This window comes from Paraburkholderia sp. SECH4 (assembly GCF_030511745.1).
In the GTDB taxonomy this organism is placed as follows: domain Bacteria; phylum Pseudomonadota; class Gammaproteobacteria; order Burkholderiales; family Burkholderiaceae; genus Paraburkholderia; species Paraburkholderia madseniana.
In genome coordinates this window covers 36830-63111 of sequence record NZ_JALOCP010000014.1, presented here as the reverse complement: position 1 = coordinate 63111, position 26282 = coordinate 36830, and the positions used below count along the sequence as shown (strand labels likewise).

Below are 26282 nucleotides of genomic sequence, written 5' to 3'. Positions count from 1 at the left end.
ATTGGGAGCCTGATTTGCCGGCTTGATGACTCATATTTCAACAAGCGTTCACGGCAATTGTGCCGTTTCTAGCAACAGTGAATTCGTTTATTAGGGGTTTACCCTATATCTGCTGCCTCCTAGACTGTCGTCACTGGCTGCAAACAAACACGTTTGCAGCGCCGCAAAAAACAATCTCTGGAGGTAGTCGTCATGAAATCCCTGATCGAAGCTGTTGTTATCGCCGCTCTCATTACTGCGCCGCTCGCTGCTTTTGCTCAATCCAATCAGCCGGTGACCCGCGCCCAAGTGCGTGCGGAGCTGGTGCAACTGGAAAAAGCGGGTTACAACCCGGCTTTGTCGAATGCGGATGACTACCCGGCGAACATTCAGGCTGCTGAAGCCCGCGTCGCAGCACAAAACGGCGTCGCCCAAACCAGCGGTTATGGAACGGCAACGAACGGCTCGTCGCAAGCAGGCAGCCGCACCGAAACGACGCCGAGCTCGTATTCGGCTCCGGTTGTCAACGTCGGTCATTAATAGGCGGTGGCGCGAGCAGTAGTCTCGCACCGGCTTGATTGACCGCGATTGACAGCGGCCCCGCTTTCACTTGAATGTGAAAGCGGGGCCGCTGTGCTATTGAGCGTTGAATGAGGCCTTCGGCGCTCCTGGCCTCATGCGGGCACTTAGCCCTGAACGGCAGTCAACTGCCTGAGTTGCTCCAGCAGCTTCACCGCCGGACTCGGCAGAATCCCCTGACGGCGCCGGAACGCCGTCAACGTACGGCGCGCGACCAGACCAGGAATCGGCAGCGTATCGAACACGCCGGCCGCGCTTTCGGTGTCGTACATTGGCGTCGCCATCCAGCTTAGAAATCCTGCACGCGTTACCAGGCTTTTCAGCACCGTGATCGAGCGCGTCTCGACGGCAATCTGCGGCATGCCGAGCCCATGTTCGGCAAACACATGCTGCATATGCTCGAACGGACCCGTCCCACGAGGCGGCACACACCACTGCTGATCGAGTGTGTCAGCAAGCGATAAGTCCGTTTTGCCTCGCAGCGGATGATCGAGCGCGGCGACCACATAGCTCGCGTCTTCCCATCTGCAATCGGCAATCGCCGTAATCTCATCCGTGTCGGGCACCGCCATGCTGAGCGCGAGATCGATCTCGTGTTTCATCAGACTGTCAGCAAGCCGGTCCCATACCCCCTCCATGATCTCCACACGCAGATTTGGCCAGCGCGCGAGCACGCCGCTCACCGCGAGCGGCAGCACGAGCGTCGCGATGCTCGCCACAGCGCCGACGCGAATCGTCCCTTTCGCGAGGCCGCGCATCGCGTCGATTTCCTCGCGCGCGTGATCGGCTTCGCGTTGCAGCAGCGTGGCGTGCGGCAGCAGCGCGCTGCCGATCGCAGTAAGCTGCATACCCTTCGAGTGCCGTTCGAACAGCGGTGCGCCGACCTGATCCTCGAGCCGTTTGATGGTGCGGCTCAGCGCGGGCTGCGTGACGTGCAGCACCTCCGCGGCACGGCCCAGGCTGCCGCTCGCGACGATGGTTGCAAACGCGTGCAGTTGCTGAAGATTGAAAGTCATGCGCAAAAGTAATGCCTTTTCTCAAAAAAGGCAATTTTCAATCAACCTCGAGCTTCCGATAATGAGCCTTCAAGAAACGGCGCTCATCACTAGGAGACATGGATGACCAGCAACGCGCCCCGTTCAGACGCATCGGGATCTTCTCAACACGAACCCTTCACCGTGCGCCACGCCGTCATCGATCTCATGCGGCGCCTCGGCATGACTTCGGTGTTCGCCAATCCGGGGTCGACGGAATTGCCGTTGTTCCGCGATTTCCCGCAAGATTTCCGTTACGTGCTGGGTTTGCAGGAAGCAGTCGTGGTCGGCATGGCCGACGGTTACGCGCAGGCCACCCGCAACGCTTCGTTTGTCAATCTGCACTCGGCGGCGGGCGTGGGCAATGCGATGGGCAACATCTTCACCGCGTTCCGCAATCGCACGCCGATCGTGATTACCGCCGGGCAGCAGGCCCGTTCGATTCTGCCGTTCGACCCGTTCCTCGCGTCGGCGCAAGCCACCGAATTGCCGAAACCGTACGTCAAATGGAGCATCGAACCGGCACGCGCCGAAGACGTGCCGCTGGCGATCGCGCGCGCCTATCACGTGGCGATGCAGGAGCCGCGCGGGCCGGTGCTGGTGTCGATTCCCGTCGACGATTGGGACCGCGCCGCGGAGCCGGTGCCGGCACGCGTAGTGAGTACCGAGACGCGGCCGGAGCCGTTCGTGCTGGCGCAGATCGGCGCGGCGCTCGATGCCTGTGAACGGCCGGCGTTTGTGGTGGGCGGCGCTGTCGACCGCGCTGGCGGCTGGGACGAAGTCGTGCGTCTTGCCGAACGCCACAACGCCCGCGTGTTCGTCGCGCCGATGACGGGCCGCTGCGCGTTCCCCGAAGACCACCGCCTGTTCGCCGGTTTCTTGCCGGCGATGTGCGAGAAGATCGTCGAGCTGCTCGGCGGCCATGACCTGATCTTCGTAATCGGCGCACCGGCCTTCACGTATCACGTCGAAGGTCACGGCCCGCATCTGCCTGCCGGTGCAACGCTGTGCCAGTTGATCGACGATCCGGCCATTGCGGCGTGGGCGCCGACCGGCACCGCGGTGGTCGGCAATATTCGCCTCGGCGTGACCGATCTGCTGACGCGGCCCGCGCCGAAGACGCGCTCTTTGCCCGCGCCGCGCGCCGCATCGCCGCGCGCAGAGCCGTCTCCGTTAATGTCGGTGGCGTTCGCCTTGCAGACCCTCGCCGAAGTGCGCCAAGCGGACGACATCGTGGTCGAGGAGGCGCCGAGTTCGCGGCCGGTCATGCAGAACTATCTGCCGTTCACACGCAGCGGCACCTTCTACACGATGGACAGCGGCGGCCTGGGCTTCGGCATGCCGGCTGCTGTCGGCGTGGCGTTGGCGAAGCCCGGCACACGCGTGATCGGCCTGATCGGCGACGGCTCCAGCATGTATTCGATCCAGGCCATCTATAGCGCCGTGCAGATGAAATTGCCGATCACATTCGTGATCCTGAACAATTCACGCTATGCCGCGTTGCAGGATTTTGCCCCGGAATTCGGCTTTGGTCCGAGCGATCCGGTGCAAGGCACCGATCTGCCCGGGCTCGACTTCGTGGCACTTGCTGCAGGCATGGGTTGCCAGGGCTCGCGCGTGACCGACGCCGAACGCTTGCATGACGTGTTGCGCGACGCGTTGGCATCATCGGGGCCGATGCTGGTCGAAGTCGTCGTGGCTTGAGCTCAGGCGAGCGTCGCGCCCGCATTCATAAAACTTTCCGCAGGAGACAGGACGATGCAGAGTATTTCGATGCTGATCAACGGCGCAGCCGTGCAAGCGAGCAACGGCGCCACCTTCGAGCGCCGCAATCCGCTCGATGGCGAAGTCGCGACGCGTGCTCCCGCGGCGACGGTTGCCGACGCGGTAGCCGCCGCCGATGCCGCGGCAGCGGCGTTTCCGGCATGGTCCGCGCTGGGGCCGAGCGAGCGTCGCGCGCTGCTGATGAAGGCCGCGCATGCGTTGGAAGCGCGCAGCGAGGCGTTCGCCGCGGTGATGGCAGCGGAGACCGGCGCGTCGGCAATGTGGGCCGGCTTCAATGTGCATCTCGCTGCCGGCGGATTGATGGAAGCGGCAGCACTTACTACGCAGATCGGCGGCGAGTTGATCCCGTCCGACGTGCCCGGCAGCCTCGCGATGGGCGTGCGTCAGCCGGCCGGCGTCGTGCTGGGCATCGCGCCGTGGAACGCACCGGTGATCCTCGCCGTGCGTGCGATCGCGTTGCCACTCGCATGCGGCAATACGGTCGTGCTGAAGGGTTCGGAAATCTGCCCCGGCACACACGGACTGATTATCGAAGTGCTGCAGGAAGCGGGCTTGCCGAAGGGCGTGGTGAACTTCGTCACCAATGCGCCGGCCGATGCTGGCGCGGTCGTCGAGGCGCTGATCGCGCATCCGAAAGTCCGGCGTGTCAATTTCACCGGCTCCACGCATGTGGGCAAGATTATCGCGGCGACGTGTGCGCGCTATCTCAAGCCGTCGGTGCTGGAACTCGGCGGAAAAGCGCCGTTGATCGTGCTCGACGACGCGGATCTCGATGCAGCCGTCAACGCCGCTGCGTTCGGCGCGTTCGCCAACTCGGGGCAGATCTGCATGTCGACGGAACGGATCATCGTCGACGAACGGATCGCTGACCAGTTCGTTGCAAAGCTCGCGCAGAAAGCGCGCGGCCTGCCGCTCGGCGATCCACGCAAAGGGCCGGTGGTATTGGGATCGGTCGTCGACATGAGCACGGTGGAACGCTGCAATGCGCTGATCGACGACGCGCTGGCCAAAGGCGCCACGCTCGTCTGCGGCGGCAAGGCGGACAGCACTTTGATGCCCGCCACGCTGCTCGACCACGTCACACCCGCCATGCGTATCTATGGCGACGAATCGTTCGGACCGGTTAAGGGCATTGTGCGCGTCAACGGCGAAGACGAAGCCGTGGCCTGTGCGAACGACAACGAGTATGGGCTTTCGTCGGCAGTGTTCAGCCGCGATATCGCGCGCGCGATGAATGTCGCGCGGCGCATCGAATCGGGGATCTGCCATGTCAACGGGCCGACTGTTCACGACGAAGCGCAAATGCCGTTCGGCGGCGTGAAAGGCAGCGGCTTTGGACGCTTCGGTGGGCAGGCGGGGATCGCTGAGTTTACGGATTTGCGCTGGATTACGGTGCAGACCACGCCGCGTCATTACCCGTTCTGAAGGGCGGAGTGCCGTTGTAGCCGCTGCGTATCGCTGCGCGCAGTTTCTCCGCAGCGATACGTAGCGTCGTGAAAGCCATGCATACATGTCATGGCTTTTGCGCGAAACGGCAATGTCAAAAGCCGTTCGCTCACTCACATACTGACTAAAAAACGTGACCTCAAAAGCGCGGCGCCCAGATCGCGCACACAAACCAGGAGACAGCTTCATGACCAGTTATGTACCGCCGGCCGGCTCGGCCAGTGCGGCAACCGGCGAGGCCAATGCGCCACTTGCCGGCCATCAGGCGGGAGTCGAGGAGGGGCGCTATGCCGTCGATATCGGCCGCACGCTCGACGAAGGTCCTTACACCACGATGCAGAAGATCGTGGTGTTTCTCGCGGCCTTGTCGATCGTTCTGGACGGCTTCGACAGCCAGTTGATCGGCTTTGCGATTCCCGTGCTGATAAAGGAATGGGGCGTCACGCGCGCGGCTTTTGCACCGGTGGTCGCGGCCGGATTGATCGGCATGGGTATAGGCAGCGCGTGCGCCGGGCTGCTGGCCGATCGCTTCGGCCGCCGCTGGGCGGTGATCGGCAGCGTGCTGGTGTTCGGCGCCGCCACCTGCGGCATCAGCTTCGCGCCCGACATCGTGACGATTGCCGTGCTGCGCTTTATTGCCGGTCTCGGCATCGGCGGCGCGTTGCCGAGCTCGACGACCATGACCGCGGAGTTCACGCCGGCTCGCCGCCGCACCTTGGCGGTCACCGCGACGATAGTCTGCGTGCCGCTCGGCGGCATGGTGGCGGGATTGTTCGCGCATGAAATTCTGCCGACGTACGGATGGCGCGGCTTGTTCATGATCGGCGGTGTGCTGCCTCTCGCGCTCAGCGTGTTGTTGTTCTTCACATTGCCCGAATCGCCGCGCTTTCTCGCCCGGCACCCGCGGCGCTGGCCGGAACTCAAACGCCTGCTTGGCCGGATGTCGCGTCCGGTGGCCAGCGGCTGCGTGTTTACCGACTCGCGCGAACAGGCTGTTGAAAAACATACGGGTTTTACAGCGTTGTTCCGCGAGGGCCTCGCGCTCGATACGGTGGCGATCTGGTGCGCGTTCTGCCTGTGCCTGCTGGCCGTCTATAGCGCCTTCAGTTGGCTGCCGACGATGCTGAGCACGCAGGGCTTGTCGGTGTCGGTGGCGGGGTCGGGGCTCACCGCATACAACCTCGGCGGTGTGGTCGGCGCGTTGCTGTGCGCGGTGGTGATCGCCCGTACCGGTTCGCGCTGGCCGTTGATTATCTGCAGCGCGGGTGGCGCGGCGAGCGCGTTGCTGCTGCTCGGTGTGAACATCTCCGACCACACCGGCTTGCTGATATTCGGTCTTGGCGTACACGGCCTGTTTGTCAACGCGGTCCAGTCGACGATGTTTGCGTTGTGCGCTTATGTCTATCCGACGCGTGTGCGCGCAACCGGTACCGCCTCGGCGCTCGCGTTCGGCCGGCTCGGCGCGATTGCCAGTGCTTTCGCGGGTGCGGTGGTGATTACGGCGGGCGGTGCATCGTCATACCTGTGGATGCTCGGCATCGCGATGGTGATCGTGATGGTCGCGCTGATGGTGGTCAAACGTCATATTCCGAAGCCGGGCGGTTGAAGGACGCAATGTCCTGAATCGCGGCGACCGGGTGTGACACGCGGATCGCCGCTATCTGAAGCGGTCAATCTTTAGCGTATCGGACGGCTTGAATAGCGGTCGGTATCGTCACGTCTGTCATTAGTATCGCTACATAAAAACGCTGCGTGCGGGCCGCATACGGATTGGTGTGCGCTCACACAAAGCACTAGTCCAGGAGACTCGGAGATAATGAAATACAAACTCGCTTTGGGCAGTATGTTGCTCGGTATCAGCGCATCGTCGTTCGCGCAGAGCAGCGTGACGTTGTACGGAATCATCGATACCGGCATCGAACTGGTGACGCATGCAAACGCAGCGGGCGATAGCGTCGTGCGGATGCCGGGCATCACCGGCGAATTTCCGTCGCGCTGGGGGATTCGCGGCAAGGAGGGATTGGGCGGCGGGTTGTCCGCGGTCTTCGTACTGGAAAGCGGCTTTAATACCAAAGCCGGCACGCTCAATCAGGGTGGCCGGTTGTTTGGACGGCAAGCCTTTGTGGGTCTCGAGAGTCCATACGGTACGTTGACTTTCGGCCGGCAGTACACGATGACCTATTGGGCGATACTCGATTCCGATCTGCTCGGCCCTGATATATACGGTGGCACGGGTTCGTTCGATCAGTACATGCCGAGCGCACGCAGCGACAACACGATTGCGTATAAAGGCACGTTCTCGGGCTTCACGTTCGGCGCGACCTATTCGTTCGGCCGCGATTCAGCGGGTACCGGCAATTCGCCGGGGCAGGGCACCTGTGTGGGGTCGATTCCGGGCAGTTCGCAGAGTTGCCGCGAATGGTCGACGATGCTGCGCTACGACATGAACGGCTACGGCGTGGCGGGCGCCTACGACGAACAACGCGGCGGCCCGGGCGCGGCCGCGAATCTGTTCGACGGCACGGCGCCTTTTGCGCTGACACAACCTGGCGACAAGGACGTGCGGATGCAGTTGAACGGCTACGGACACATCGGCCCGGTAAAACTCGGGGCGGGTTGGCTTGGCCGTCACGTCGAGACGGTGTCGCCGGCGTTGCCGGATGTGCGCTCGAATCTGTACTACGTGACTGCGGCCTATAACGTGACGCCTGCATTCATTCTCGACGGCGGCGTGTACCGCATCATCAATCGTGCCGACGACACCCGCGGCACAATCGCCGCGCTACGCACCACATATCTGTTGTCGAAGCGTTCCGCGGTTTACCTGCAAGGGGCGTATCTGTTCAACAGTCCGCATGCCGCTTATACGGTGAGCCAGGGTGGCGGAGGCACGACGCCGGCGCCAGGCATCGGGCAACTCGGTGTGATGGCCGGCATTCGTCATTCGTTCTGAGAGATTTAAACGGCCACGTCAGATGATCCGACTTGGCCGTTGTTGCTTTAGATCCCGCCGACGCACATGTACTTGATGACGACGTAGTCGTCGATACCGTAATGCGAGCCCTCGCGGCCGAGACCGGATTGCTTGACGCCACCGAACGGCGCGACTTCGTTCGAAATCAGGCCGGTGTTGATACCCACCATGCCATATTCGAGCGCTTCGGCGACACGCCACACGCGGCCGATATCGCGACTATAGAAGTACGACGCGAGGCCGAATTCCGTATCGTTGGCGAGGCGGATCACTTCTTCATCCGACGAGAAGCGGAACAGCGGCGCGAGCGGGCCGAAGGTTTCGTCGCGAGCGACCTTCATGGCCGGCGTGACATCCGCGAGCACGGTCGGTTCGAAGAAGCCATGACCGAGCGCATGGCGCTTGCCGCCGGTGACGATGCGTGCGCCTTTGGCGAGGGCGTCTTCGATATGCGATTCGACCTTGAGCACGGCGGCTTCGTTGATCAGCGGACCTTGCGTGACGCCGTCTTCGGTGCCGCGGCCGACCTTGAGTTGTTCGACGGCGACGCGCAGTTTTTCGGCGAATGCGTCGTAGACTTTATCGTGCACGTAGAAGCGATTCGTGCAGACGCAGGTCTGGCCGCTATTGCGATATTTCGACGCGATGGCGCCCGCGACGGCCGCATCCAGATCCGCATCTTCGAAGACGATGAACGGTGCGTTGCCACCGAGTTCGAGCGACACTTTCTTGACCGTCGGCGCGCACTGCGCCATGAGCAGACGGCCGACCGGCGTCGAGCCGGTGAACGACAGTTTGCGCACGATCGGATTACCGGTCATTTCCGCGCCGATGGCTTTCGGCTCACCGGTGACGACATTGAACACGCCGCGCGGCACACCGGCGCGTTCGGCCAGCACGGCGAGGGCGAGTGCGGAGAGCGGCGTGGCTTCGGCCGGTTTGACGATGATCGGGCAGCCGGCTGCGAGTGCGGGGCCGACCTTGCGAGTGATCATGGCTGCCGGGAAATTCCACGGCGTGATGGCTGCGCAGACACCGATCGGTTCTTTCGTCACGACGATGCGTTTGTCGTTTGCCGGTGTGGGGATGGTGTCGCCGTTGACGCGTTTGCCTTCTTCTGCGAACCATTCCAGGAACGAGGCGGCGTAGAGGATTTCGCCTTTGGCTTCGGCGAGGGGCTTGCCTTGTTCGGTGGCGAGGATCTTTGCCAGATCGTCGGCGTTTTCCAGCATGAGGTCATGCCATTTGCGCAGGATCGTGGCGCGTTGTTTGGCGGTGGTGGCTCGCCATGCTGGCCAGGCGGCGTTAGCCGTGTCGATTGCACGGCGGGTTTCGGGTGTGCCCATGCGGGGCACTGTGGCGATTGTTTCGCCTGTGGCGGGGTTTTTTACTTCAAACGTCGTGCCGTCGTCGGCGGATTGCCATTCGCCTGCTATGTAGGCTTTTGTTTTTAGGAGAGAGGGGTCGGTTAGGACTAGCGTCGGCATTTTTGGTTTGCTCCAGGGGTTTTGGATTTAAGGTTTTTTGCCTTCGCGGCGCTTTTTGTCCGTGTTCTTGGGGCGTTGGCCTTTCCTTGTTTTGTTAGTGGTCTATTAGCGTTGCCCCTGTGCGGGGCGGCACCTACTTTTCTTTGCATGCCGCAAAGAAAAGTAGGCAAAAGAAAGCGGCTCAAACCACTCCTGCTAAGTGGGCACCGTAGTTTGCCAGGGGTAGTGGTGCATCTGGAATCTGTGTTCGTGCACCTGCATACGCCAGTGACAAGGGCGTCATACTTCCGGCGGCGCTGCGCGCGCCGAAGCGTACTTCATCAAACCACCCGCTACGTTTTGGCGCTCCCGTCTCACCACCGGACCGTGGCTCGTCATCGCACCGACACATCGTTTGAGGTGGGGTTCCCAAGGGAGTGCAGAGGCGCCTCGCCGAGGCGAAGCCGACGGCCCCCACAGATCTCAACCGAAGCCCCTGGTTTCCCATGCAGACCCGTCCGCGACGCACGCAGTGCGGAGTGGGAGCTGATGACTCCTTTGTCACTAGCGCGGAATGTGCGAGAACACGGATTCCAGATGCACCACTACCCGCAGCAGACCACGGTGCCCACTTAGCATTAGCGGTTTGAGCCGCTTTCTTTTGCCTACTTTTCTTTGCGGCATGCAAAGAAAAGTAGGTGCCGCCCCGCACAGGGGCAACGCTAATAGACCACTAACAATTCAAGGAAAGGCCAAAGCCCTAAGAACACAGACAAGAAGCGCCGCAAAGGCAAAAAAAAAGCAAAGCCCAACGCGGCACGCGTCCACACACCCGCGCGCCGCGCAGGCAAAAAAACCATCAAACAGCTACAGCAACACTCTCCTTAAGCACCGCTTCAAGAATCCCCATAGCCTCATCAAAGACGGAGTCTTGAATAGTGAGCGGGAACAGGAACCGAACCACATTCGAATAAACACCACAAACCAGCAGCAACAACCCGCGCTCAAGCGCCCGAGCCTGCACCCGCTTGGTGAAATCCGCATCCGGCTCCGTGCCACCCGCCTTGCAGAACTCAACAGCAACCATGCCACCCGGCCCACGCACATCGGCGATCTGCGGAACTTCGCTCTGAAGCGCGATCAGCTTCGCCTTGACACGATCGCCCAGAACGGTAGCCCGCTCGCAGAGCTTCTCTTCATCGATGATATCGAGCACAGCATGCGCGGACGCAACCGCCAGCGGATTACCCGCATACGTGCCACCCAGACCGCCAGGCGCCGCAGCGTCCATCAAATCAGCACGTCCGACCACGCCCGACAACGGCATCCCACCCGCCAGGCTCTTGGCCATCGTCATCAGATCAGGCACCACGTCATAGTGATGCATCGCAAACAACTTGCCGGTACGGGCAAAACCCGTCTGCACTTCGTCGGCAATCAGCAAAATGCCATGCTCATTGCACAGCTTGCGCAGTGCGCGCACGAACTCCGCCGGCGCCGGGTAGAAGCCGCCTTCGCCCTGAACCGGTTCGAAAATGATCGCCGCGACGCGCTTCGGATCGATGTCGGCCTTGAACAGAAACTCGATCGCCTTCAGCGAGTCGGCCGTCGTCACGCCATGCAGCGGATTCGGGAACGGGGCGTGGAACACGTCCGCCGGGAACGGACCAAAGCCGATCTTGTACGGCGCAACCTTGCCGGTCAGCGCCATGCCCATCATCGTGCGGCCATGGAAACCGCCGGTGAACGCGATCACGCCCGGACGGCCGGTCGCAGCACGCGCAATCTTGATCGCGTTTTCAACGGCTTCGGCGCCCGTCGTGAAGAAAGCGGTTTTCTTCGGGTAGTCGCCCGGCGCGCGCGCGTTGATCTTCTCAGCCAGTTCGACGTACGACGCGTACGGCACGATCTGATACGCGGTGTGCGTGAAATGATCGAGCTGGTCGCGGATCGCGGCCAGAATCTTCGGGTGACGGTGGCCGGTGTTGCACACCGCAATGCCCGCGGCGAAATCGATGAAACGGCGGCCTTCGACGTCCCACAACTCGGCATTCTCCGCGCGCTCGGCGTAGAAATCGCACATCACTCCGACGCCGCGCGGCGTGGCGGCGTCTTTGCGGCTCTTCAGGTCAGCATTCTTCATGGTTATCTCCTTCGCTCCTCGGTGTTTGCGGGGGTGCCGCCAACGGACGCCGCACGCTCAGCGCAGCACATGCAGCGACTATAATGAGATTTGGCTCTTAACTTCAGAGCCATTTCAATAAAAATGTAGGAGCCAATCATGCGCGCGAGCGTTTTGTCCGACTGGCTGGCGCAGCGCCTTGACCGTGGCAACGGCCAGCCGATCTATCGTCAGTTGCATCGGCTGTTGCAGCAGGCGATCCTGTCGCGCGAATTGCCGGCGGGCAGCAGGGTGCCGTCGTCGCGTCTATTGGCGCAGGAATTGGGCATCGGGCGCAATACCGTCACGCAGGTGTACGAGCAGTTGGTGCTCGAAGGCTATGTGAACTCGGCAACCGGCCGCGGCACGTTCGTCGCCGAAAGCGCGCCGGACGAGATCGTCGGCGTGCCCGACGCCGAGGCGCTGGCCGCGCCGCTCGAGTCGTTGCCTCTGCCGCTGCCTTTGCAGGGCAGCCGCGCGTTGTCAACGCGTGGCGCGAGGCTGATTTCGGGGGCGGGCGTCTCGAAGCGGCAATGGGGCGCGTTCATGCCCGGGGTGCCGGATGTCACGAAGTTTCCGGCGCGCGTGTGGAGCCGCCTGCACAACAAGTATTGGCGCCGGCCGCGCCCGGACTTGCTGACCTACGCGCCGGGCGGCGGGCTGGCCTCGTTGCGGCACGCGTTGGCGGACTATTTGCGGACGTCGCGCTCGGTACGTTGTACGCCCGAGCAGATCATCGTCACGACCGGGATCCACCAGTCGGTCGACCTGGCTGTGCGCCTGCTATCCGATCCGGGCGATGTGATCTGGACCGAAGACCCATGCTATTGGGGCGTGCGCAGCGTGCTGCACGTGTCCGGTCTGCAATCGCGGCCGATCGCCGTCGACGAAGAGGGCATCAATCCCTCCGCCGACGATCTCGCGCAGCCGCCGAAGCTGATGCTCGTCACGCCGTCGCATCAATATCCGCTGGGCATGGTGATGAGCCTCGCGCGGCGCCGCATGTTGCTCGAGTACGCGCGGCAGAATCAGTGCTGGATCATCGAGGACGACTACGACAGCGAATACCGTTACGGCAGCCGGCCGCTCGCATCGTTGCAAGGTCTGGATAGATCCGGGCAGGTGATTTACGTGGGCAGCTTCGGCAAGACGCTGTTCCCTGGGTTGCGGATCGGCTACCTGGTCGTGCCGGAAGCGCTGGCCGAGAGCTTTGCGACTGCGAGCGCGGAGTTGTACCGGGAAGGGCAGTTGTTGCAGCAGGCGATGCTCGCGGAGTTCATCGCGGAAGGGCATTTCACGTCGCATATCCGCAAGATGCGCACGCTCTACGGGCAGCGTCGCCAGACCCTGCTGGATGCTGCAGCGCACCGTTATGGCGACGCGCTGCCGGCCGTGGGCGGCGATGCTGGTTTACATCTAGTGATGCAATTGCCTGAAGGCAGTGACGACCGTGCAGTGGCTAAGGCGGCGCTGGAGCGCAATATCGTCGTACGGCCGTTGTCAGGGTATTACGCGCAGCCGTCGCTGGCGCCGTCGGGTCTGCTGATCGGCTATGCGTGTGTGCCGGACGAGGAGATCGCGCCGGCGTTCAATACGCTGGCTGAGGCGATTGACGCGACGCTTGTGCAGTTCGCGTGAGCGGGGCTTGAGGGCAGGTGAGGGCGCTTTTCAGATAGCGACGCTGTAGGGACGGACCATTGAAACGGTTTGCGTGAGGCCCAGGCCAGCAAGAGTGTCGAGGTATTCTTCGACAGACTTGGGCGGATTTTTCAACGACTTTCTGTGGTCAGCCATTGCTTCGAGAACCTTGGCCTGGTTCAGGTCGAAGAGACCAGCGATGAAGTCATCAGGATGCTGAGCGGCCACATTGAATGTGCTCAAAGCGTCGACTGGAAAATCCTTCAGGTTGAACGTGACAATGAGTTCCGCGCCGCAATGCACGGCGGCGGCGACCACATGTGCATCACCAGGGTCTGGCAAATCGATGGCCGGCATCAGATGCGCATAATTGTCGACCAAGGCATCCCGCACATGCGCGTCCATCAGGTCGCGGACGCGATAGATCTTGACGGGGTCGAGATCAGGACGGTTTGCAATCAGATTGCGGGTCCACTCGTCATGAATAGCCGGCGTCTAGCGCGCACGATAGAGGTCGGTTAGCGCGAGACGCATCAACAGATTTCGCAATGGTTGGGAGTACAGAACGCAAGCGTCGTAGATCGCAGTGAAATGTGACGACATTGATTATTCCAGGCCCATTTCCTGTGACAACGCTGCGAGTTCGTCCAAGGCCTTGCGCCGGTCCGAATCGATTCGATCCTTATACGCCATCACGTCTTCATAACGCACTCGCCGATGCGTATTGACCTTCCGGAAAGGGATTTCTTTCTTTTCCAGCAACTGGACGAAATACGGGCGCGATACGTTAAGCAGGTCGGCCGCTTCCTGCGTGGTCAACTCGGCATGAATAGGGATGATCGACACAGCGTTACCCTGGCCGATTTCCGCAAGGACGTCGACGATCAGACGCACAACAGACGTCGGCAATTCGACACTGCGCGTTTCGCCCTTGCTGTCCTTGAAGTCGAACTGTTGCGTTTCGGCGTGGCTTGAAAGCACGACGGACAGATTCCGACCGGAGACACGGGCGAGCTCAGCCTCTTGCGCTGACGGGAGCGGCGTGGGATGGATCGAGGTGTTCATGGCGCGGTTCCTTTCGAATTTCGGCATTGTAAATCGAAATATTCGAAATCGCAATAAACGAAACGAGCGCGAGCGCGTGCTTCAACGCCTCAAATCCGAATCAACACAGCCCCCAGCGTAACCAGTGCGCAAGCCACGATCCGCCGCGTGGTCAGCTTCTCCTGCATGAACAGCCAGCCGATCAGCACCGCGAAGATCGAACTGAGTTCACGCAGCGCAGAGACCATCGCAATCGGCAGATAGCGGTAGGCCTCGATGATCAGGCAATAGGCGGTGAGTGCGAGCACACCGGATGCGATGCCCTTGAGCACCACCGTGCGGCCGATGAACAACCCCTTCGCGCCGCCGCGCCAATGCCACGCAAGCAGAAACTGCGGGATATTCCAGATCAGATAGACCCACATGATGTAGCTCAGGCCGTTGCCCGCCACGCGCGCGCCGATTCCGTCGACGACCGAATACGTGGCGATAAAGAAGCCCGTCAGCAGCGCAAACGGCACGCTTTCGCCGGAAAACCGCATGCCGCGGCGGAACGCGAGTGAGACGATGCCGAGCGACACCAGCGCCACGCCGATGGCCGCCAACGGCTTGAGCGATTCATGCGCGAATACCAGCGCGCCGATGAATACGAGCATCGGCGAAAGACCGCGCGCGATAGGATAGATTTGCCCGAAATCGCCGCTCTTATAAGCGCGGATCAGTGCCAGCAGGTAGCCGAATTCGAGTACGACCGACGCGAAGATATAAGGCCACGCCTCAGGTGCAGGCAAAGGAAGCACGATCACGCCGACCGCGCTGACTGCGACATAGGGAATCGCCATCATGCCAAGCAGCCATACGCGGTCTTCGGATAGATGCAGAAACGCGTTCCAGGTAGCGTGAAGCAGCGCGGAGAGCAGCACCAGCAAGACGACAAAGGTGTCCATCGAAGATCAGGGAGAGAAGAAAGAAGGCCGGGGGGCCGGCTGCAAGCACGTGATTATTCCAGCAGAACGCGGGAATGGAGGGGTGGACGACTAAAGTGAAGGGGTTTTATGTGGCGAAAACCGGTGATTTGTGGCGAGGAGAGCCCGCTGCTCAACCTCGTCGCAGCGCTAGCAGGCCGGCGCACTTACACACTGGCACACAGTATCGAAGCGGCCTGGACGAGGGTTGGCGAAGCACGTCTCGCCACCCCCCCCAGGCTTTCAGGAATCGTGAAGCGCTCACGTCACGCGTTCGCGCAGCCACGCGGACGCCAGATCGATCACCGTCACGACCACGATCACCATGATCATCACCGCGGCCGTCTGCGCGTAATTGAACGAGCGGATCGCCTCGTACAGCACCACGCCGATCCCACCCGCGCCGACCATGCCGACCACCATCGCCGAGCGCACGTTCGATTCGAAGCGATATAGCGCGTATGAGATCCACAACGGCAGCACTTGCGGCAGCACGCCGTAAATGATTTCGTCGAGACTGGTCGCGCCGGTGGCGCGCACGCCTTCGGCCGGACGCGGATCAATTGCCTCGACCGCTTCGGCGAAGAGCTTGGCGAGCACGCCGGTGGTGTGCACCCACAACGCCAGCACGCCGGCGAACGGACCGAGTCCCACCGCGACGATGAACAGCATCGCGAAGACCATTTCATTGATCGCGCGGCACGCGTCCATCATGCGGCGCATCGGCTGCACGACCCACATCGGCGCCATGTTGTGCGCGGACATCAGCCCACACGGCACCGCGCACACCAGCGAGAGGGCCGTGCCCCACACCGCCACCGACAGCGTCACGTACATCTCGTGCAGATAGCTGCGCCATTCGGTGAAGTCCGGCGGGAAGAAGTCCTTGGCGAACTGGCCCATGTTGCCGGAGTCGGAGAGCAGGTCGAGCGGTCGCATATCGGCGCCGTGCCAGGCGCCACCCAGCACGGCAAGCACGGCGATCCAGCCGATGAGCGACAGCCAACTGCGCTTGCCCGCAGCGGGGGCGCCGCGCGCCGCCTGCGCGGCGAGCGCTTCGCTCGCACGCGCGGGCGACGTGATCAGATCAACGGTGTTCATTGCTTGGCTAAGGCGGTGTTGAGTGCGCTCAGCCTGGCGTCGAGTGCGGCCAGTTGGGTTTTGCGGTCGTCGTCGGAAAGATGCGTGTCGCTCTCGATCTTCTGCTTCTGCTGGAACAACGCGACCTGGCGAATCGGCAGCAACTGCTCATCCGACGATGCCGCGAAGCCGGCGTAGCCCGTGATAGCAGCCATCACCGCTTTTTCATGCGGATCGGTCTTGCCGTAGTTCACGAAGAAGTTGCGGATCTTGTCCTTGGTGGCTTGCGGCAGATCCTTGCGCCAAACCAGCGGGTCCGACGGAATCTGCGGCGACGTCCACAACACGCGTACTTGTGCAAACTTGTCCGGATGCTGCTTCTTCAGCGTGTCGAGCATCTCGGTGTTGTTGGTCGCGATGTCGATCTTGTTGTTCACCACGGCCAGCAGATTCGCTTCGTGGCTCGACGGCAGCACGGCCTTGAACGAGGTGTTGACCGGCGTGTTGTGCTTGGCGAACAGGTAATAGCCGGGGATCAGCGTGCCCGAGGTGGAGTTCGGATCGCCAAAGCCGAGTGTGACGTCCTTCGTGTTTTTAAACACGTCGTCGAGCGTCTTGAAGCGGCTGTTCACGTTGGTGATCAGCACCGACTTGTAACCCGCGTCGCCATTCAGATACAGGACCTTCGCGAACACTTCGCCTTGCGAGCGATCCACCGCTTCGATCGCCGAGGCATTGCCAAAATAACCGACCTGTACCTTGTTAAAGCGCATGCCTTCGATGATGCCGGCGTAGTCGGTCGCGAAGAACGCTTTGACGTTCAGGCCGGTTTGCTTGTTCATGTCGTCGATCAGCGGCTCCCAGCGCTGTTTCAGCACGGAGGACGAATCGGTCGAGATGATGCCGAGATTGATGTCCTCGGCTTGTGCGGTAGCGACGCAGGCAAATGCGGCCGCGCCGACGGTCAGCGTGATCAATGAACGCAGGAATTTCATCGCTTTGAGGTCCGGTTGAGTGAACAGAATGAGTGGGCGCGCTCAGTTCGAGTGCGCCGGATTGAGGGCGAACGCATAACGCGTCGAGGTGGATTCGGTGTCTTGCGCCGGTGCGCTGGTGTCGCCACCGTTAGCGTTGCTGTCCGCATGATTGACCGCGCCCGCGGCGGTCTCTTCGAGCAGTTCACGGGCATCGTCGCCGTAGAGTTTCTTGAGCAGGGCAGGGCTCAGCGCGGCCGAGGGGCCGTCGTAGACCACCCTGCCGCGACGCAGTCCAACGGTGCGGGGGCAATACTGCATGGCGATGTCGACCTGATGCAGCGACACCAGCACCGTCAGTTGATGTTCGACGTTAAGGGTGCGCAGCATTTCCATCACGCGGCGCGACGATTCGGGATCGAGCGAGGCGATCGGTTCGTCGGCGAGCACGATGCGCGCGCGTTGCACCAGCGCGCGCGCCAATGCCGCGCGTTGCTGCTGGCCACCGGAGAGGTTGGCGGCGCGTTCGCGTGCATGGTCGCCGATGCCGACTTCATTGAGCGCGGCCATCGACAACGCCCGCTCCGCGGCCGGAAAGCGCCCGCTCAAACGGCGCCACAAAGGCAGCCGCGCGAGCGCGCCGATCAGCACGTTGCTCTCGACGGAAAGCCGGTTCACCAGATTGAATTGCTGGAACACGAAGCCGATATCGCGGCGAATGCTGCGCACTTCGCGCACAATGCGGCCGTTCTGCTGGATTGGCCGGCCCAGAATCGCGATCTGCGACGGTTGCGCATCCGAGGCCGTGAAGCCCGCGATATGCCGCAGCAGTGTCGACTTGCCCGAGCCCGAGGCGCCAATCAACGCAACCATTTCGCCCGGCTCGACACGCAGATCGATTTCGTCCAGCGCCTTGCGGCCGTTGCTGAACGTCTTGCTCAACCGTTTGATACGAATTGCTTCCCGAATTGCTTCCATGAGTACCCCTTCATGCATCCGGCCATTGCCGGCATGTGTGGGGCTCATTCTAGGAAGCGTCTGTGACGGTTGAGTGAAGGCATCGCAACGTCTAGACGACTATATCTATATGTGTCTTTTTTGAGTCGCCGGGAAGGCAGACAGAAGTCATTCGTTCGAATGGAAAATGACACCCGTATGACATGATTTGCATTGGACGGGGCGGGCTGCGCATGATCACCCGCAGCCAGGCTATATTGCGTCATTCAGTGTGCCGTCCCCAATAACCTTGCAGTTCCTTTCGACGTCGTCATGCAGCCTTTGAGCTTTCTGCCCGACAGTTTTGCGGAGTACGAAGATCTCAAGACGATCCTCGACCAGGGCAGCGCCAGCTTCGAGATCCGCACCGTCTGCGAGACGACGGTGCGGGGCCGGCAATTCGCCGTGCACACCGCGAGTATCGGTTCAACCGATCCGCTCGCGCCGGCAATCGGGTTTTTTGGCGGCATTCACGGACTCGAACGGATCGGCTCGCAACTCGTGCTCGACTACATGCGCGCGCTGCTCGCCCGGCTGGAATGGGACGAACTGCTGGTGCGGCAGTTGCAATCGATTCGTCTGATCTTTATGCCGATCGTCAATCCGGGCGGCATGTGGGCCGCCACGCGGGCCAATCCCAATGGGGTCGATCTGATGCGCAATGCGCCGCAGAATGCCGACGAACGGGTGCCGCTGCTCGCCGGCGGTCAGCGGGTGGGTGCGTGGCTGCCGTGGTATCGCGGCCGGCAAGGCGAGCCGATGGAGCCCGAGGCCGCGGCACTCCTGCGGGTGGTCGAAACCGACATGGCCGTGCGGCCCCTGAGCATCGCGCTCGACTGCCACTCGGGCTACGGCTGGCGCGACAGCATCTGGTTTCCCTACGCGCGCACGCGCAAGCTGATGCCGCATCTGCCGGAAATGTACGTGCTGAAAACCATGTTTGAGCGCGCGCATCCGCATCATGGCTACGCGTTCGAACCGCAAAGCCACCAGTATCTGTTGCATGGCGATCTGTGGGACTTCGCGTACGACCGTACGCCGCCACCCAACGTCTTCTTGCCGATGACGCTCGAACTCGGTTCGTGGCTGTGGATCAAGAAGAATCCGCGCCAACTGTTTTCGCGCCAGGGCATGTTCAATCCGGTCAAGGCGCATCGCACCGCACGCGTGCTGCGGCGTCATGCGAATCTGCTCGATTTTCTCGCGCGCGCAGCGTTCTCGTCGCAACGCTGGCTACCGCAAGGCAATCGTCGCGAAGAACTGCTTCAAAGCGCGATCGACCATTGGACCAGGCCGGAAGCGCCATGAGCACATGGATTCTTTTGCGTGGACTGACGCGCGAAACACGCCACTGGGGTCGTTTGCCCGGCGTGCTGCGCGAGGCGACCGGCACGGATCGCCTGTTGCTGCTCGATCTGCCCGGCAACGGCGAGTTCGCTAACTTGCGCGCGCCGGCCGCGGTCGAGGATATGGTGGGCTTCGTGCGGATTGCTGCATTGCAAACGGGTGCGGCAGGTCCTTATCGCGTGCTGGCGATGTCGCTCGGCGGCATGGTGGCGACCGACTGGGCGCAACGGCATCCCGGCGAGATCGAGCGGCTCGTGTTGATCAATACCAGCATGCGGCCGTTCAGCCGCATGCACGAGCGCTTGCGTCCCTCGGCATGGCCGGGCCTGCTGGGCATCGCAGCACACTGGCGCGATGCGCCGCGCGCGGAAAGCGGCATTCATCGGCTGACGTGCAACAACGCCGAAACGCTGGGCGCCGATCTCGATGCATGGAGCGAAATTCGCCGCAGCGCGCCGGTGAGCCGCGGCAATGCGTTACGGCAGCTTTGGGCTGCCGCGCGCTTTAGTGCGGCAGCGGCGAAACCGCATTGCCCGTTGCTGATTCTCTCATCACGCGCCGATAAGCTGGTCAATCCGGTGTGTTCGGTCAAGCTCGCGGCCGCGTGGGGCGCAACGCATCGCGAGCATCAATGGGCCGGTCATGACCTGCCGCACGACGACCCGGCCTGGACCAGCGAACAGGTTCAGGTATGGCTGAAGCAGGAGGCTGGCGAATTGAAGGCCGCGCTTTAAACAGAGGCGGCACGGTCGCCGGCAGCGGGTATAACCTAAGTGAGCTCGCGCATCGATTTCCGGGTGGCAGGCGCATAATCCTGGTTCAGACGATGCATGCGAATCAAGCGATACTCGCTATTGCCGCCCGCCGGGGGAGTTGATCATGCAAGCAAAGAATGAAGAAGCCGTCACGCACCTGCTGAACGATGTCTTTGAATTTGCGCGTGGGCGATTGCCGGAGCCAACCTTCAAAGTCGTCGAGCCTTTCCTGCGGCACTACTACGATTTCGTCGACGCCGACGACCTTCAAAGCCGCTCCATCGCCGATCTTTACGGCGCGGCGCTTGCCCACTGGCAAACCGCGCAGCGCTTCGTACCAGGCAGCGAACGGCTGCGCGTCTACAACCCGATACTCGAACAGCATGGTTGGCATTCCGATCACACGGTGATCGAAATCGTCAACGACGACATGCCGTTTCTGGTCGATTCGGTATCGATGGCGGTCAACCGCCTCGGGCTCGCGCTGCATTCAGTCGTGCATCCGGTGTTTCGCATCTGGCGCGGACCGGACGGCAGCATTGTGCGCGTGGGTCAGGGCGCTGAAGATGCCGCCGATACGCGCTCGCAGCTTGCCTCATTCATTCACTTCGAGGTCGACCGTTGCGGCGACGCAGCGAAACTCGACGCATTGCGTGACGAGATCGCCAAGGTGCTGCGCGACGTGCGCGCTGCAGTGGAAGACTGGCCGAAGATCGTCGAACTCGCGCGTGTCACCGTCAAAGGCATGAAGGCCGGCGAGGCAGGGCCCGAAGGTGTCGAGGCCCGCGCGTTCCTCGAATGGATGGTGGCCGATCATTTCACGTTTCTCGGCCAGCGCGACTATGAATTGGTGCAGCACGATATCGGCTTTGGCCTGCGTGCGATACCCGCCTCCGGCCTCGGCATTCTGCGCGATGAGTTGCGTCCCGCGGGCGCTGCCGAAGTCACGCCATTGCCACCGGCGGCCGCCGATATCATCTCCGGCTCGTCGCCCATTTTCCTGACCAAGGCCAACTCGCGCGCGACGGTGCATCGGCCGGGCTATCTGGATTACGTCGGCATCAAGCTGACCGGTGCGGATGGCAAAGTGACCGGCGAGCGGCGCTTTATCGGCCTGTATACGTCCACCGCCTACCTGGTGTCGGCCTCGGAAATCCCGATCGTGCGGCGCAAATGCGCGAACATCGTACGGCGGGCCGGTTTCCTGCCCAAGGGCCACCTGGCCAAGTCACTGGTGACGGTGCTCGAAACCTATCCACGTGACGAACTGTTTCAGGCCGACGAAGACCAGCTCTACGATATCGCGCTGGGTGTGCTGCGTTTGCAGGAGCATCAGCGCACGCGTATGTTCGTCCGGCGCGACCGTTTCGATCGCTTCGTGTCGTGTCTCGTGTTCGTGCCGCGCGACAAGTACAACACCGATCTGCGGCAGCGCATTGCCAATCTGCTGACCGATGCATTCAACGGCGCAAGTGTCGAATTCACGCCGTTGTTGTCGGAGTCGACACTCGCGCGCATTCACTTCGTCGTGCATGCGAAGCCCGGCGGCATGCCGACTGTCGACACGCGTGAGCTCGAAGCGCGGCTCGTGCATGTCACGCGCCGCTGGCAGGACGATCTCGCCGACGCATTGCTCGATGCATTCGGCGAAGAGCAGGGCAACCGTCTCCTGCAACACTATGCGGATTCGTTTCCCCCCGGCTATCGCGACGATTATCCGGCCCGTACCGCGGTGCGTGATATCGAGTTGATCGAACGCGTGCAGGGCAGCGAGCGGCTCGCCATGAACCTGTACCGCCCGATCGAATCGGGGCCACGCGCGTTCCGTTTCAAGGTTTATCGTGCGGGCTTGCCTATTGCGTTGTCGCGCAGCTTGCCGATGCTCGAACATCTCGGCGTGCGTGTCGATGAAGAGCGGCCTTATCTGATCGAAGCACTCGACGCCACGCCTGCCTGGATTCACGATTTCGGCCTTGAACTCGCGGACGATGCGGAGTTCGATATCGAACGGGTGAAGGATCTTTTCGAAGACGCGTTCGAACAGGTGTGGACCGGTGGCATCGAAAGCGACGATTTCAACCGGCTGGTGTTGCGCGCACAACTGAGTGCGCGCGAGGTGACGATTCTGCGTGCCTACGCCAAGTACCTGAGGCAGGTGGGTTCGACGTTCAGCGATGCTTATATCGAACGCGCGGTCACCGGCAATCCGGCGATCGCCCGCATGCTGGTCGAGTTGTTCATTGCACGTTTCGATCCGGTGCTCGGAGACACGCGCGAGGCTCGCGTCGATAGCTTGCTGAAGACGATCGACAGCGCGCTCGATCAGGTGCCGAATCTCGACGAGGACCGGATACTCCGGCAATTCCTCGGGGTCATCAAGGCGACGCAGCGCACGAATTACTATCGCTTCGACGCCGACGGCCATCCGAAACCGTATCTGTCGTTCAAATTCAATCCCGCCCACGTGCCCGGTTTGCCCGAACCGAAACCGATGTTTGAAATCTGGGTGTACTCGCCGCGTGTGGAAGGCGTGCATTTGCGCGGCGGCCGTGTTGCGCGCGGCGGTCTGCGTTGGTCGGATCGGCGTGAGGACTTCCGCACGGAAGTCCTCGGGTTGATGAAGGCGCAGATGGTCAAGAATGTGGTGATCGTGCCGGTTGGCTCCAAAGGCGGTTTCGTCGTAAAGAATCCGCCGCCGCAAACCGAACGCGACGCGTGGATGCGTGAAGGTATCGCCTGCTATCAGACGTTCCTGCGCGGCTTGCTCGATTTGACTGACAACCTCGCGGGTACGACGGTGGTGCCGCCGCCCGATGTGGTGCGGCATGACCCCGATGACCCCTATCTGGTGGTCGCCGCCGACAAGGGCACCGCCACCTTCTCCGACTACGCGAACGCGATCTCCCAGGAATATGGCTTCTGGCTCGACGACGCTTTTGCGTCGGGCGGTTCGGTCGGTTATGACCACAAGAAAATGGCGATCACGGCGCGCGGCGCTTGGGAGTCGGTCAAACGGCACTTCCGCGAAATGGGCGTCGATACGCAAGCGACCGACTTCACGGTCGTGGGCGTCGGCGATATGTCGGGCGATGTATTCGGCAACGGCATGCTGCTCTCGCCGCATATCAAGCTGGTAGCCGCGTTCGATCATCGGCATATCTTTCTCGATCCGAATCCCGACCCGGCGGTAAGCCTTGCCGAGCGCGGACGACTTTTCGGGCTTGACCGGTCGAGTTGGGCCGACTACGACCCGTCGCTGATCTCGTCGGGCGGCGGCGTGTTTCCGCGCACCGCCAAGACGATTCCATTGTCTCCAGCCGTGCAGTCGGTGCTTGGCATCAGCGCGCCGGCGCTCGCGCCCGCTGAATTGATGCGCGCGATTCTGCAGGCACCCGTCGATCTGCTCTACAACGGCGGTATCGGCACCTATGTGAAGGCGAGCCGCGAAACGCATCTGCAGGTCGGCGACCGCGCCAACGACGCGATCCGTGTCAACGGCTCCGATCTGCACTGCAAGGTCGTCGCGGAAGGCGGCAATCTCGGTCTCACGCAATTCGGGCGTATCGAGTTCGCGCAGCGCGGCGGCCGCATCAATACCGATGCGATCGACAACTCTGCTGGGGTCGACTGTTCGGACCACGAGGTCAACATCAAGATTCTGCTGGGACTGGTCGTCTCCGACGGCGAAATGACCGGGAAACAGCGCAATGCACTGCTCGCGGAAATGACCGATGAAGTCGGCTTGCTCGTCTTGCAGGACAACTATTACCAGACCCAGGCACTCTCGATTGCGGGCCGCTATGGCGTCGAATTGCTCGATGCCGAAGCGCGTCTGATGCGTTATCTCGAACGCGCGGGCCGCCTGAACCGCGTGATCGAGTTCTTGCCGACCGATGAGGACGTCGCCGAGCGCCAGGCCGCGAAACAAGGGCTGACCACGCCTGAGCGCGCGGTGCTGCTTGCCTATAGCAAGATGTGGCTCTACGACGCCCTGCTCGAATCGTCGATGCCGGAAGACCCGCTCGTGAGCGACATGCTGATCGAATACTTTCCGAAGCCGTTGAGGCAGCGCTTTAGCGAACCGATGCAGCGTCACCCGTTGCGGCGCGAAATTCTTGCGACGCATTTGACCAATGCGTTGGTGAATCGCGTCGGCTGCGAGTTCGTGCATCGGCTGATGGAAGAGACCGATGCACAGCCTGGTGACATCGTGCGGGCCTGCATCATGGCGCGTGACGTGTTCGATCTCGACGACGTATGGCGCAGTATCGATGCGCTAGATAATCGTGTCGCCGACGATGTGCAGGCGCGAATGTTCGTCGAAGTGGCGCGGCTCGTCGAACGCTCGGCGCTGTGGTTCCTGCGGCAATTGCAATCGGGGGCGGTCAGCGACGGTGATGTCGCCGGCTTGCTCGCACGCTGCCGCGATGCGGCGCAACGGCTCGCGCCGCAATGGCCGGCGCTGTTGCCGAGCGCCGATCTCGAAGCGCTGTCCGAGCGCCAACGCGTGCTCGTGGACGCCGGTGTCGATAGCGAACTGGCGGTGCGAATCGCCAGCGGGGAGATATCGGCGGCTTTGCTCGACATCGCCGAGGTGGCGTCGACCTGCGGACGCAGTCTCGAACTCGTGGCGGGTGTCTACTTCGCGCTCGGCACGCTGCTGAACTACGGCTGGATCAGCGAGCGCGCGGCCGCGCTGCCGGCGCCCACGCATTGGGACATGCTGGCGCGCGCCACGGCGCTGGCGGAACTCGCACGCCTGAAACGCGCGCTGACTACGAGCGCGCTGGCCGACGCCGACGAGGCATCCACGCCGGACGCGTTGGTTCAGGCATGGCGCGACAAGCGCACCGCGCAACTCGAGCGTTATGCGCGCCTGCTTGCCGACTTGCGGGCCACGGGCGGCGCGAGCTTGTCGATGCTGCTGGTGATCGTGCGGGAGATGGCCGCGCTCGAAAGGGCATAGCACGACGGAGCGCGAGAGCGGGCAGATGTGCTGCATACGTCACAGAACCCGGCGAGGAACAGCGCCGGGGTTGGACGCATGCCGGTTGGCATGTCCATAATACGAACTATTGCCAACTGAAAGCGCTCTGCAAACTCACGGACCCTCGCAACGACGATGAAAGAAGAATCGCCGAAAGCCATTTTCTATGCGCTTGCCGCCAACCTCGGCATCGCTATCTGCAAGTTCGCTGCTGCCGCGTTCACTGGTTCCGGCTCGATGTTCGCCGAAGCCATTCACTCGACCGCTGACTGCGGTAACCAGTTGCTGCTGCTATTCGGCTTGCGTGAAGCGCGCAAGCCGGCGAGCCCGTTGCATCCTATGGGCGGTGGCCGCGAGATCAATTTCTATTCGCTGCTGGTGGCATTGCTGCTGTTTTTTGTCGGCGGCGCGTTTTCGGTGTACGAAGGCGTGCATCGTCTATTCGCGCGCGAGCCTTTGCAGTACGCCTATGTGGCGCTCGTCGTACTGGGCGTTTCGGTGGTGCTCGAAACGCTTTCGTTGTGGGGCGCGGTGAAGGAGATCCGCAAGTCGCATCCGGACAAACACCTGTGGCGCTGGTTTCGCGAAACGCGCGAGTCCGAACTGCTGGTGGTGGCCGGCGAGGACATTGCCGCGTTGGCGGGTCTTGCGATCGCCTTCATTGCCGTGTTGCTGACGATGGTGACTGGCAATCCAGTCTACGACGCACTGGGCTCCATCGGCGTCGGCGTGTTGCTAATGGTGATTGCGTGGCTGGTGGCGCGCGAAGTGAAGTCGATGATCGTCGGCGAATCGGCGAGCCCGGAAGTGCGCCGCGCAATCGAGACGCATCTGCGCGGCCGCTCCGAGATTCGCAGCATCATCAACATGATTACGCTGCAGTGGGGTCGCCACGTGGTGGTGGCGGTGCAAGCGGAAATGATCGACTACGCGAGCGGCCGCGCGATGGTCGATGCGATCAACGTGATCGAAGCGGACTTGCAGGAGGCGTTTCCGCAAGTGCGCTGGGTGTTTTTCGAACCGGACGTGCCGCGGGTTTGATGCTTTGTCCCGGTTGCCTGGTACGTACGGT

The 26282-nt window shown here is 62.0% G+C and carries 18 protein-coding genes and 1 pseudogene; 10 read left to right on the top strand and 9 right to left on the bottom strand.

Annotated features, from left to right (window positions below):
- Positions 1-192: 192 nt before the first annotated feature.
- The gene (locus M0D67_RS20005) at positions 193-519 is read left to right on the top strand and encodes a DUF4148 domain-containing protein (RefSeq protein WP_154566036.1); all 327 of its coding nucleotides are present in this window, start codon (positions 193-195) and stop codon (positions 517-519) included.
- Positions 520-665: 146 nt separating this feature from the next.
- Here the strand turns inward: M0D67_RS20005 and M0D67_RS20000 are convergent, their stop codons facing one another.
- Entirely contained in the window at positions 666-1574 is a 909-nt protein-coding gene (locus M0D67_RS20000) for a LysR family transcriptional regulator (protein WP_266239443.1), read from the bottom strand.
- A 102-nt stretch (positions 1575-1676) separates the two neighbouring features.
- Between M0D67_RS20000 and mdlC the strand changes: the two genes are divergently transcribed.
- The 4 genes from mdlC to M0D67_RS19980 all read left to right on the top strand — a co-directional run bounded on the left by mdlC (position 1677) and on the right by M0D67_RS19980 (position 7776).
- Complete coding sequence (gene mdlC / locus M0D67_RS19995) at positions 1677-3296, top strand: benzoylformate decarboxylase (RefSeq protein ID WP_266239442.1); 1620 nt, start codon at positions 1677-1679, stop codon at positions 3294-3296.
- Between the two features lie 54 nt (positions 3297-3350).
- The gene (locus tag M0D67_RS19990; protein WP_266239441.1) at positions 3351-4802 is read left to right on the top strand and encodes an aldehyde dehydrogenase; all 1452 of its coding nucleotides are present in this window, start codon (positions 3351-3353) and stop codon (positions 4800-4802) included.
- Between the two features lie 355 nt (positions 4803-5157).
- Complete coding sequence (locus tag M0D67_RS19985) at positions 5158-6429, top strand: MFS transporter (RefSeq protein ID WP_266239534.1); 1272 nt, start codon at positions 5158-5160, stop codon at positions 6427-6429.
- 210 nt (positions 6430-6639) lie between these two features.
- The gene (locus M0D67_RS19980; protein WP_266239440.1) at positions 6640-7776 is read left to right on the top strand and encodes a porin; all 1137 of its coding nucleotides are present in this window, start codon (positions 6640-6642) and stop codon (positions 7774-7776) included.
- 47 nt (positions 7777-7823) lie between these two features.
- On the opposite strand, the gene M0D67_RS19975 is transcribed toward M0D67_RS19980, so the two are convergent.
- A complete protein-coding gene (locus M0D67_RS19975; RefSeq protein ID WP_266239439.1) occupies positions 7824-9284 on the bottom strand; it encodes an NAD-dependent succinate-semialdehyde dehydrogenase in 1461 nt (486 codons plus the stop codon).
- Between the two features lie 838 nt (positions 9285-10122).
- Positions 10123-11406 (bottom strand): 4-aminobutyrate--2-oxoglutarate transaminase, encoded by a 1284-nt coding sequence (locus tag M0D67_RS19970; protein WP_266239438.1) that lies wholly within the window; start codon positions 11404-11406, stop codon positions 10123-10125.
- Positions 11407-11544: 138 nt separating this feature from the next.
- Between M0D67_RS19970 and M0D67_RS19965 the strand changes: the two genes are divergently transcribed.
- Positions 11545-13062, top strand: a complete 1518-nt coding sequence (locus tag M0D67_RS19965; protein ID WP_266239437.1) for a PLP-dependent aminotransferase family protein — start codon at positions 11545-11547, stop codon at positions 13060-13062.
- A gap of 30 nt (positions 13063-13092) precedes the next feature.
- On the opposite strand, the pseudogene M0D67_RS19960 reads toward M0D67_RS19965, so the two are convergent.
- The 6 genes and pseudogenes from M0D67_RS19960 to phnC all read right to left on the bottom strand — a co-directional run bounded on the left by M0D67_RS19960 (position 13093) and on the right by phnC (position 18103).
- Positions 13093-13665: pseudogene (locus M0D67_RS19960) on the bottom strand (PIN domain-containing protein).
- A gap of 3 nt (positions 13666-13668) precedes the next feature.
- The gene (locus M0D67_RS19955) at positions 13669-14127 is read right to left on the bottom strand and encodes a helix-turn-helix domain-containing protein (protein ID WP_266239436.1); all 459 of its coding nucleotides are present in this window, start codon (positions 14125-14127) and stop codon (positions 13669-13671) included.
- Between the two features lie 89 nt (positions 14128-14216).
- Positions 14217-15053, bottom strand: a complete 837-nt coding sequence (locus tag M0D67_RS19950) for a DMT family transporter (protein WP_266239435.1) — start codon at positions 15051-15053, stop codon at positions 14217-14219.
- A 279-nt stretch (positions 15054-15332) separates the two neighbouring features.
- Positions 15333-16172 carry a phosphonate ABC transporter, permease protein PhnE gene (phnE, locus tag M0D67_RS19945; protein ID WP_266239434.1) on the bottom strand — a complete coding sequence of 280 codons (840 nt, stop codon included), beginning with the start codon at positions 16170-16172 and terminating at the stop codon, positions 15333-15335.
- Positions 16169-17146, bottom strand: coding sequence for a phosphonate ABC transporter substrate-binding protein (gene phnD / locus M0D67_RS19940; RefSeq protein WP_266239433.1), 978 nt, complete (start codon positions 17144-17146; stop codon positions 16169-16171). Before phnD ends, phnE begins: the two co-directional genes overlap by 4 nt.
- 42 nt (positions 17147-17188) lie before the next feature.
- Entirely contained in the window at positions 17189-18103 is a 915-nt protein-coding gene (gene phnC, locus M0D67_RS19935) for a phosphonate ABC transporter ATP-binding protein (protein WP_266239432.1), read from the bottom strand.
- A gap of 291 nt (positions 18104-18394) precedes the next feature.
- On the opposite strand from phnC, the gene M0D67_RS19930 reads away from it, so the two are divergent.
- The 4 genes from M0D67_RS19930 to M0D67_RS19915 all read left to right on the top strand — a co-directional run bounded on the left by M0D67_RS19930 (position 18395) and on the right by M0D67_RS19915 (position 26251).
- A complete protein-coding gene (locus tag M0D67_RS19930) occupies positions 18395-19429 on the top strand; it encodes a M14 family zinc carboxypeptidase (RefSeq protein ID WP_154567170.1) in 1035 nt (344 codons plus the stop codon).
- Complete coding sequence (locus M0D67_RS19925; protein WP_266239431.1) at positions 19426-20202, top strand: alpha/beta fold hydrolase; 777 nt, start codon at positions 19426-19428, stop codon at positions 20200-20202. Before M0D67_RS19930 ends, M0D67_RS19925 begins: the two co-directional genes overlap by 4 nt.
- Positions 20203-20347: 145 nt before the next feature.
- Positions 20348-25189 (top strand): NAD-glutamate dehydrogenase, encoded by a 4842-nt coding sequence (locus M0D67_RS19920; protein WP_266239430.1) that lies wholly within the window; start codon positions 20348-20350, stop codon positions 25187-25189.
- A gap of 156 nt (positions 25190-25345) precedes the next feature.
- Positions 25346-26251 carry a cation diffusion facilitator family transporter gene (locus M0D67_RS19915; RefSeq protein ID WP_171928331.1) on the top strand — a complete coding sequence of 302 codons (906 nt, stop codon included), beginning with the start codon at positions 25346-25348 and terminating at the stop codon, positions 26249-26251.
- Positions 26252-26282 lie beyond the last annotated feature (31 nt).

Bases quoted from the DNA above. Each gene is read 5' to 3' on its own strand.
- M0D67_RS20005 (WP_154566036.1), top strand. From the start codon at position 193: ATGAAATCCCTGATCGAAGCTGTTGTTATCGCCGCTCTCATTACTGCG.
- M0D67_RS19925 (WP_266239431.1), top strand. From the start codon at position 19,426: ATGAGCACATGGATTCTTTTGCGTGGACTGACGCGCGAAACACGCCAC.
- M0D67_RS19915 (WP_171928331.1), top strand. From the start codon at position 25,346: ATGAAAGAAGAATCGCCGAAAGCCATTTTCTATGCGCTTGCCGCCAAC.
- M0D67_RS20000 (WP_266239443.1), bottom strand. From the start codon at position 1,574: ATGACTTTCAATCTTCAGCAACTGCACGCGTTTGCAACCATCGTCGCG.
- M0D67_RS19950 (WP_266239435.1), bottom strand. From the start codon at position 15,053: ATGGACACCTTTGTCGTCTTGCTGGTGCTGCTCTCCGCGCTGCTTCAC.
- M0D67_RS19970 (WP_266239438.1), bottom strand. From the start codon at position 11,406: ATGAAGAATGCTGACCTGAAGAGCCGCAAAGACGCCGCCACGCCGCGC.
- M0D67_RS19990 (WP_266239441.1), top strand. From the start codon at position 3,351: ATGCAGAGTATTTCGATGCTGATCAACGGCGCAGCCGTGCAAGCGAGC.
- M0D67_RS19930 (WP_154567170.1), top strand. From the start codon at position 18,395: ATGCAGCCTTTGAGCTTTCTGCCCGACAGTTTTGCGGAGTACGAAGAT.
- phnC (WP_266239432.1), bottom strand. From the start codon at position 18,103: ATGGAAGCAATTCGGGAAGCAATTCGTATCAAACGGTTGAGCAAGACG.
- M0D67_RS19955 (WP_266239436.1), bottom strand. From the start codon at position 14,127: ATGAACACCTCGATCCATCCCACGCCGCTCCCGTCAGCGCAAGAGGCT.
- mdlC (WP_266239442.1), top strand. From the start codon at position 1,677: ATGACCAGCAACGCGCCCCGTTCAGACGCATCGGGATCTTCTCAACAC.
- M0D67_RS19980 (WP_266239440.1), top strand. From the start codon at position 6,640: ATGAAATACAAACTCGCTTTGGGCAGTATGTTGCTCGGTATCAGCGCA.
- M0D67_RS19985 (WP_266239534.1), top strand. From the start codon at position 5,158: ATGCAGAAGATCGTGGTGTTTCTCGCGGCCTTGTCGATCGTTCTGGAC.
- M0D67_RS19920 (WP_266239430.1), top strand. From the start codon at position 20,348: ATGCAAGCAAAGAATGAAGAAGCCGTCACGCACCTGCTGAACGATGTC.
- M0D67_RS19975 (WP_266239439.1), bottom strand. From the start codon at position 9,284: ATGCCGACGCTAGTCCTAACCGACCCCTCTCTCCTAAAAACAAAAGCC.
- M0D67_RS19965 (WP_266239437.1), top strand. From the start codon at position 11,545: ATGCGCGCGAGCGTTTTGTCCGACTGGCTGGCGCAGCGCCTTGACCGT.
- phnD (WP_266239433.1), bottom strand. From the start codon at position 17,146: ATGAAATTCCTGCGTTCATTGATCACGCTGACCGTCGGCGCGGCCGCA.
- phnE (WP_266239434.1), bottom strand. From the start codon at position 16,172: ATGAACACCGTTGATCTGATCACGTCGCCCGCGCGTGCGAGCGAAGCG.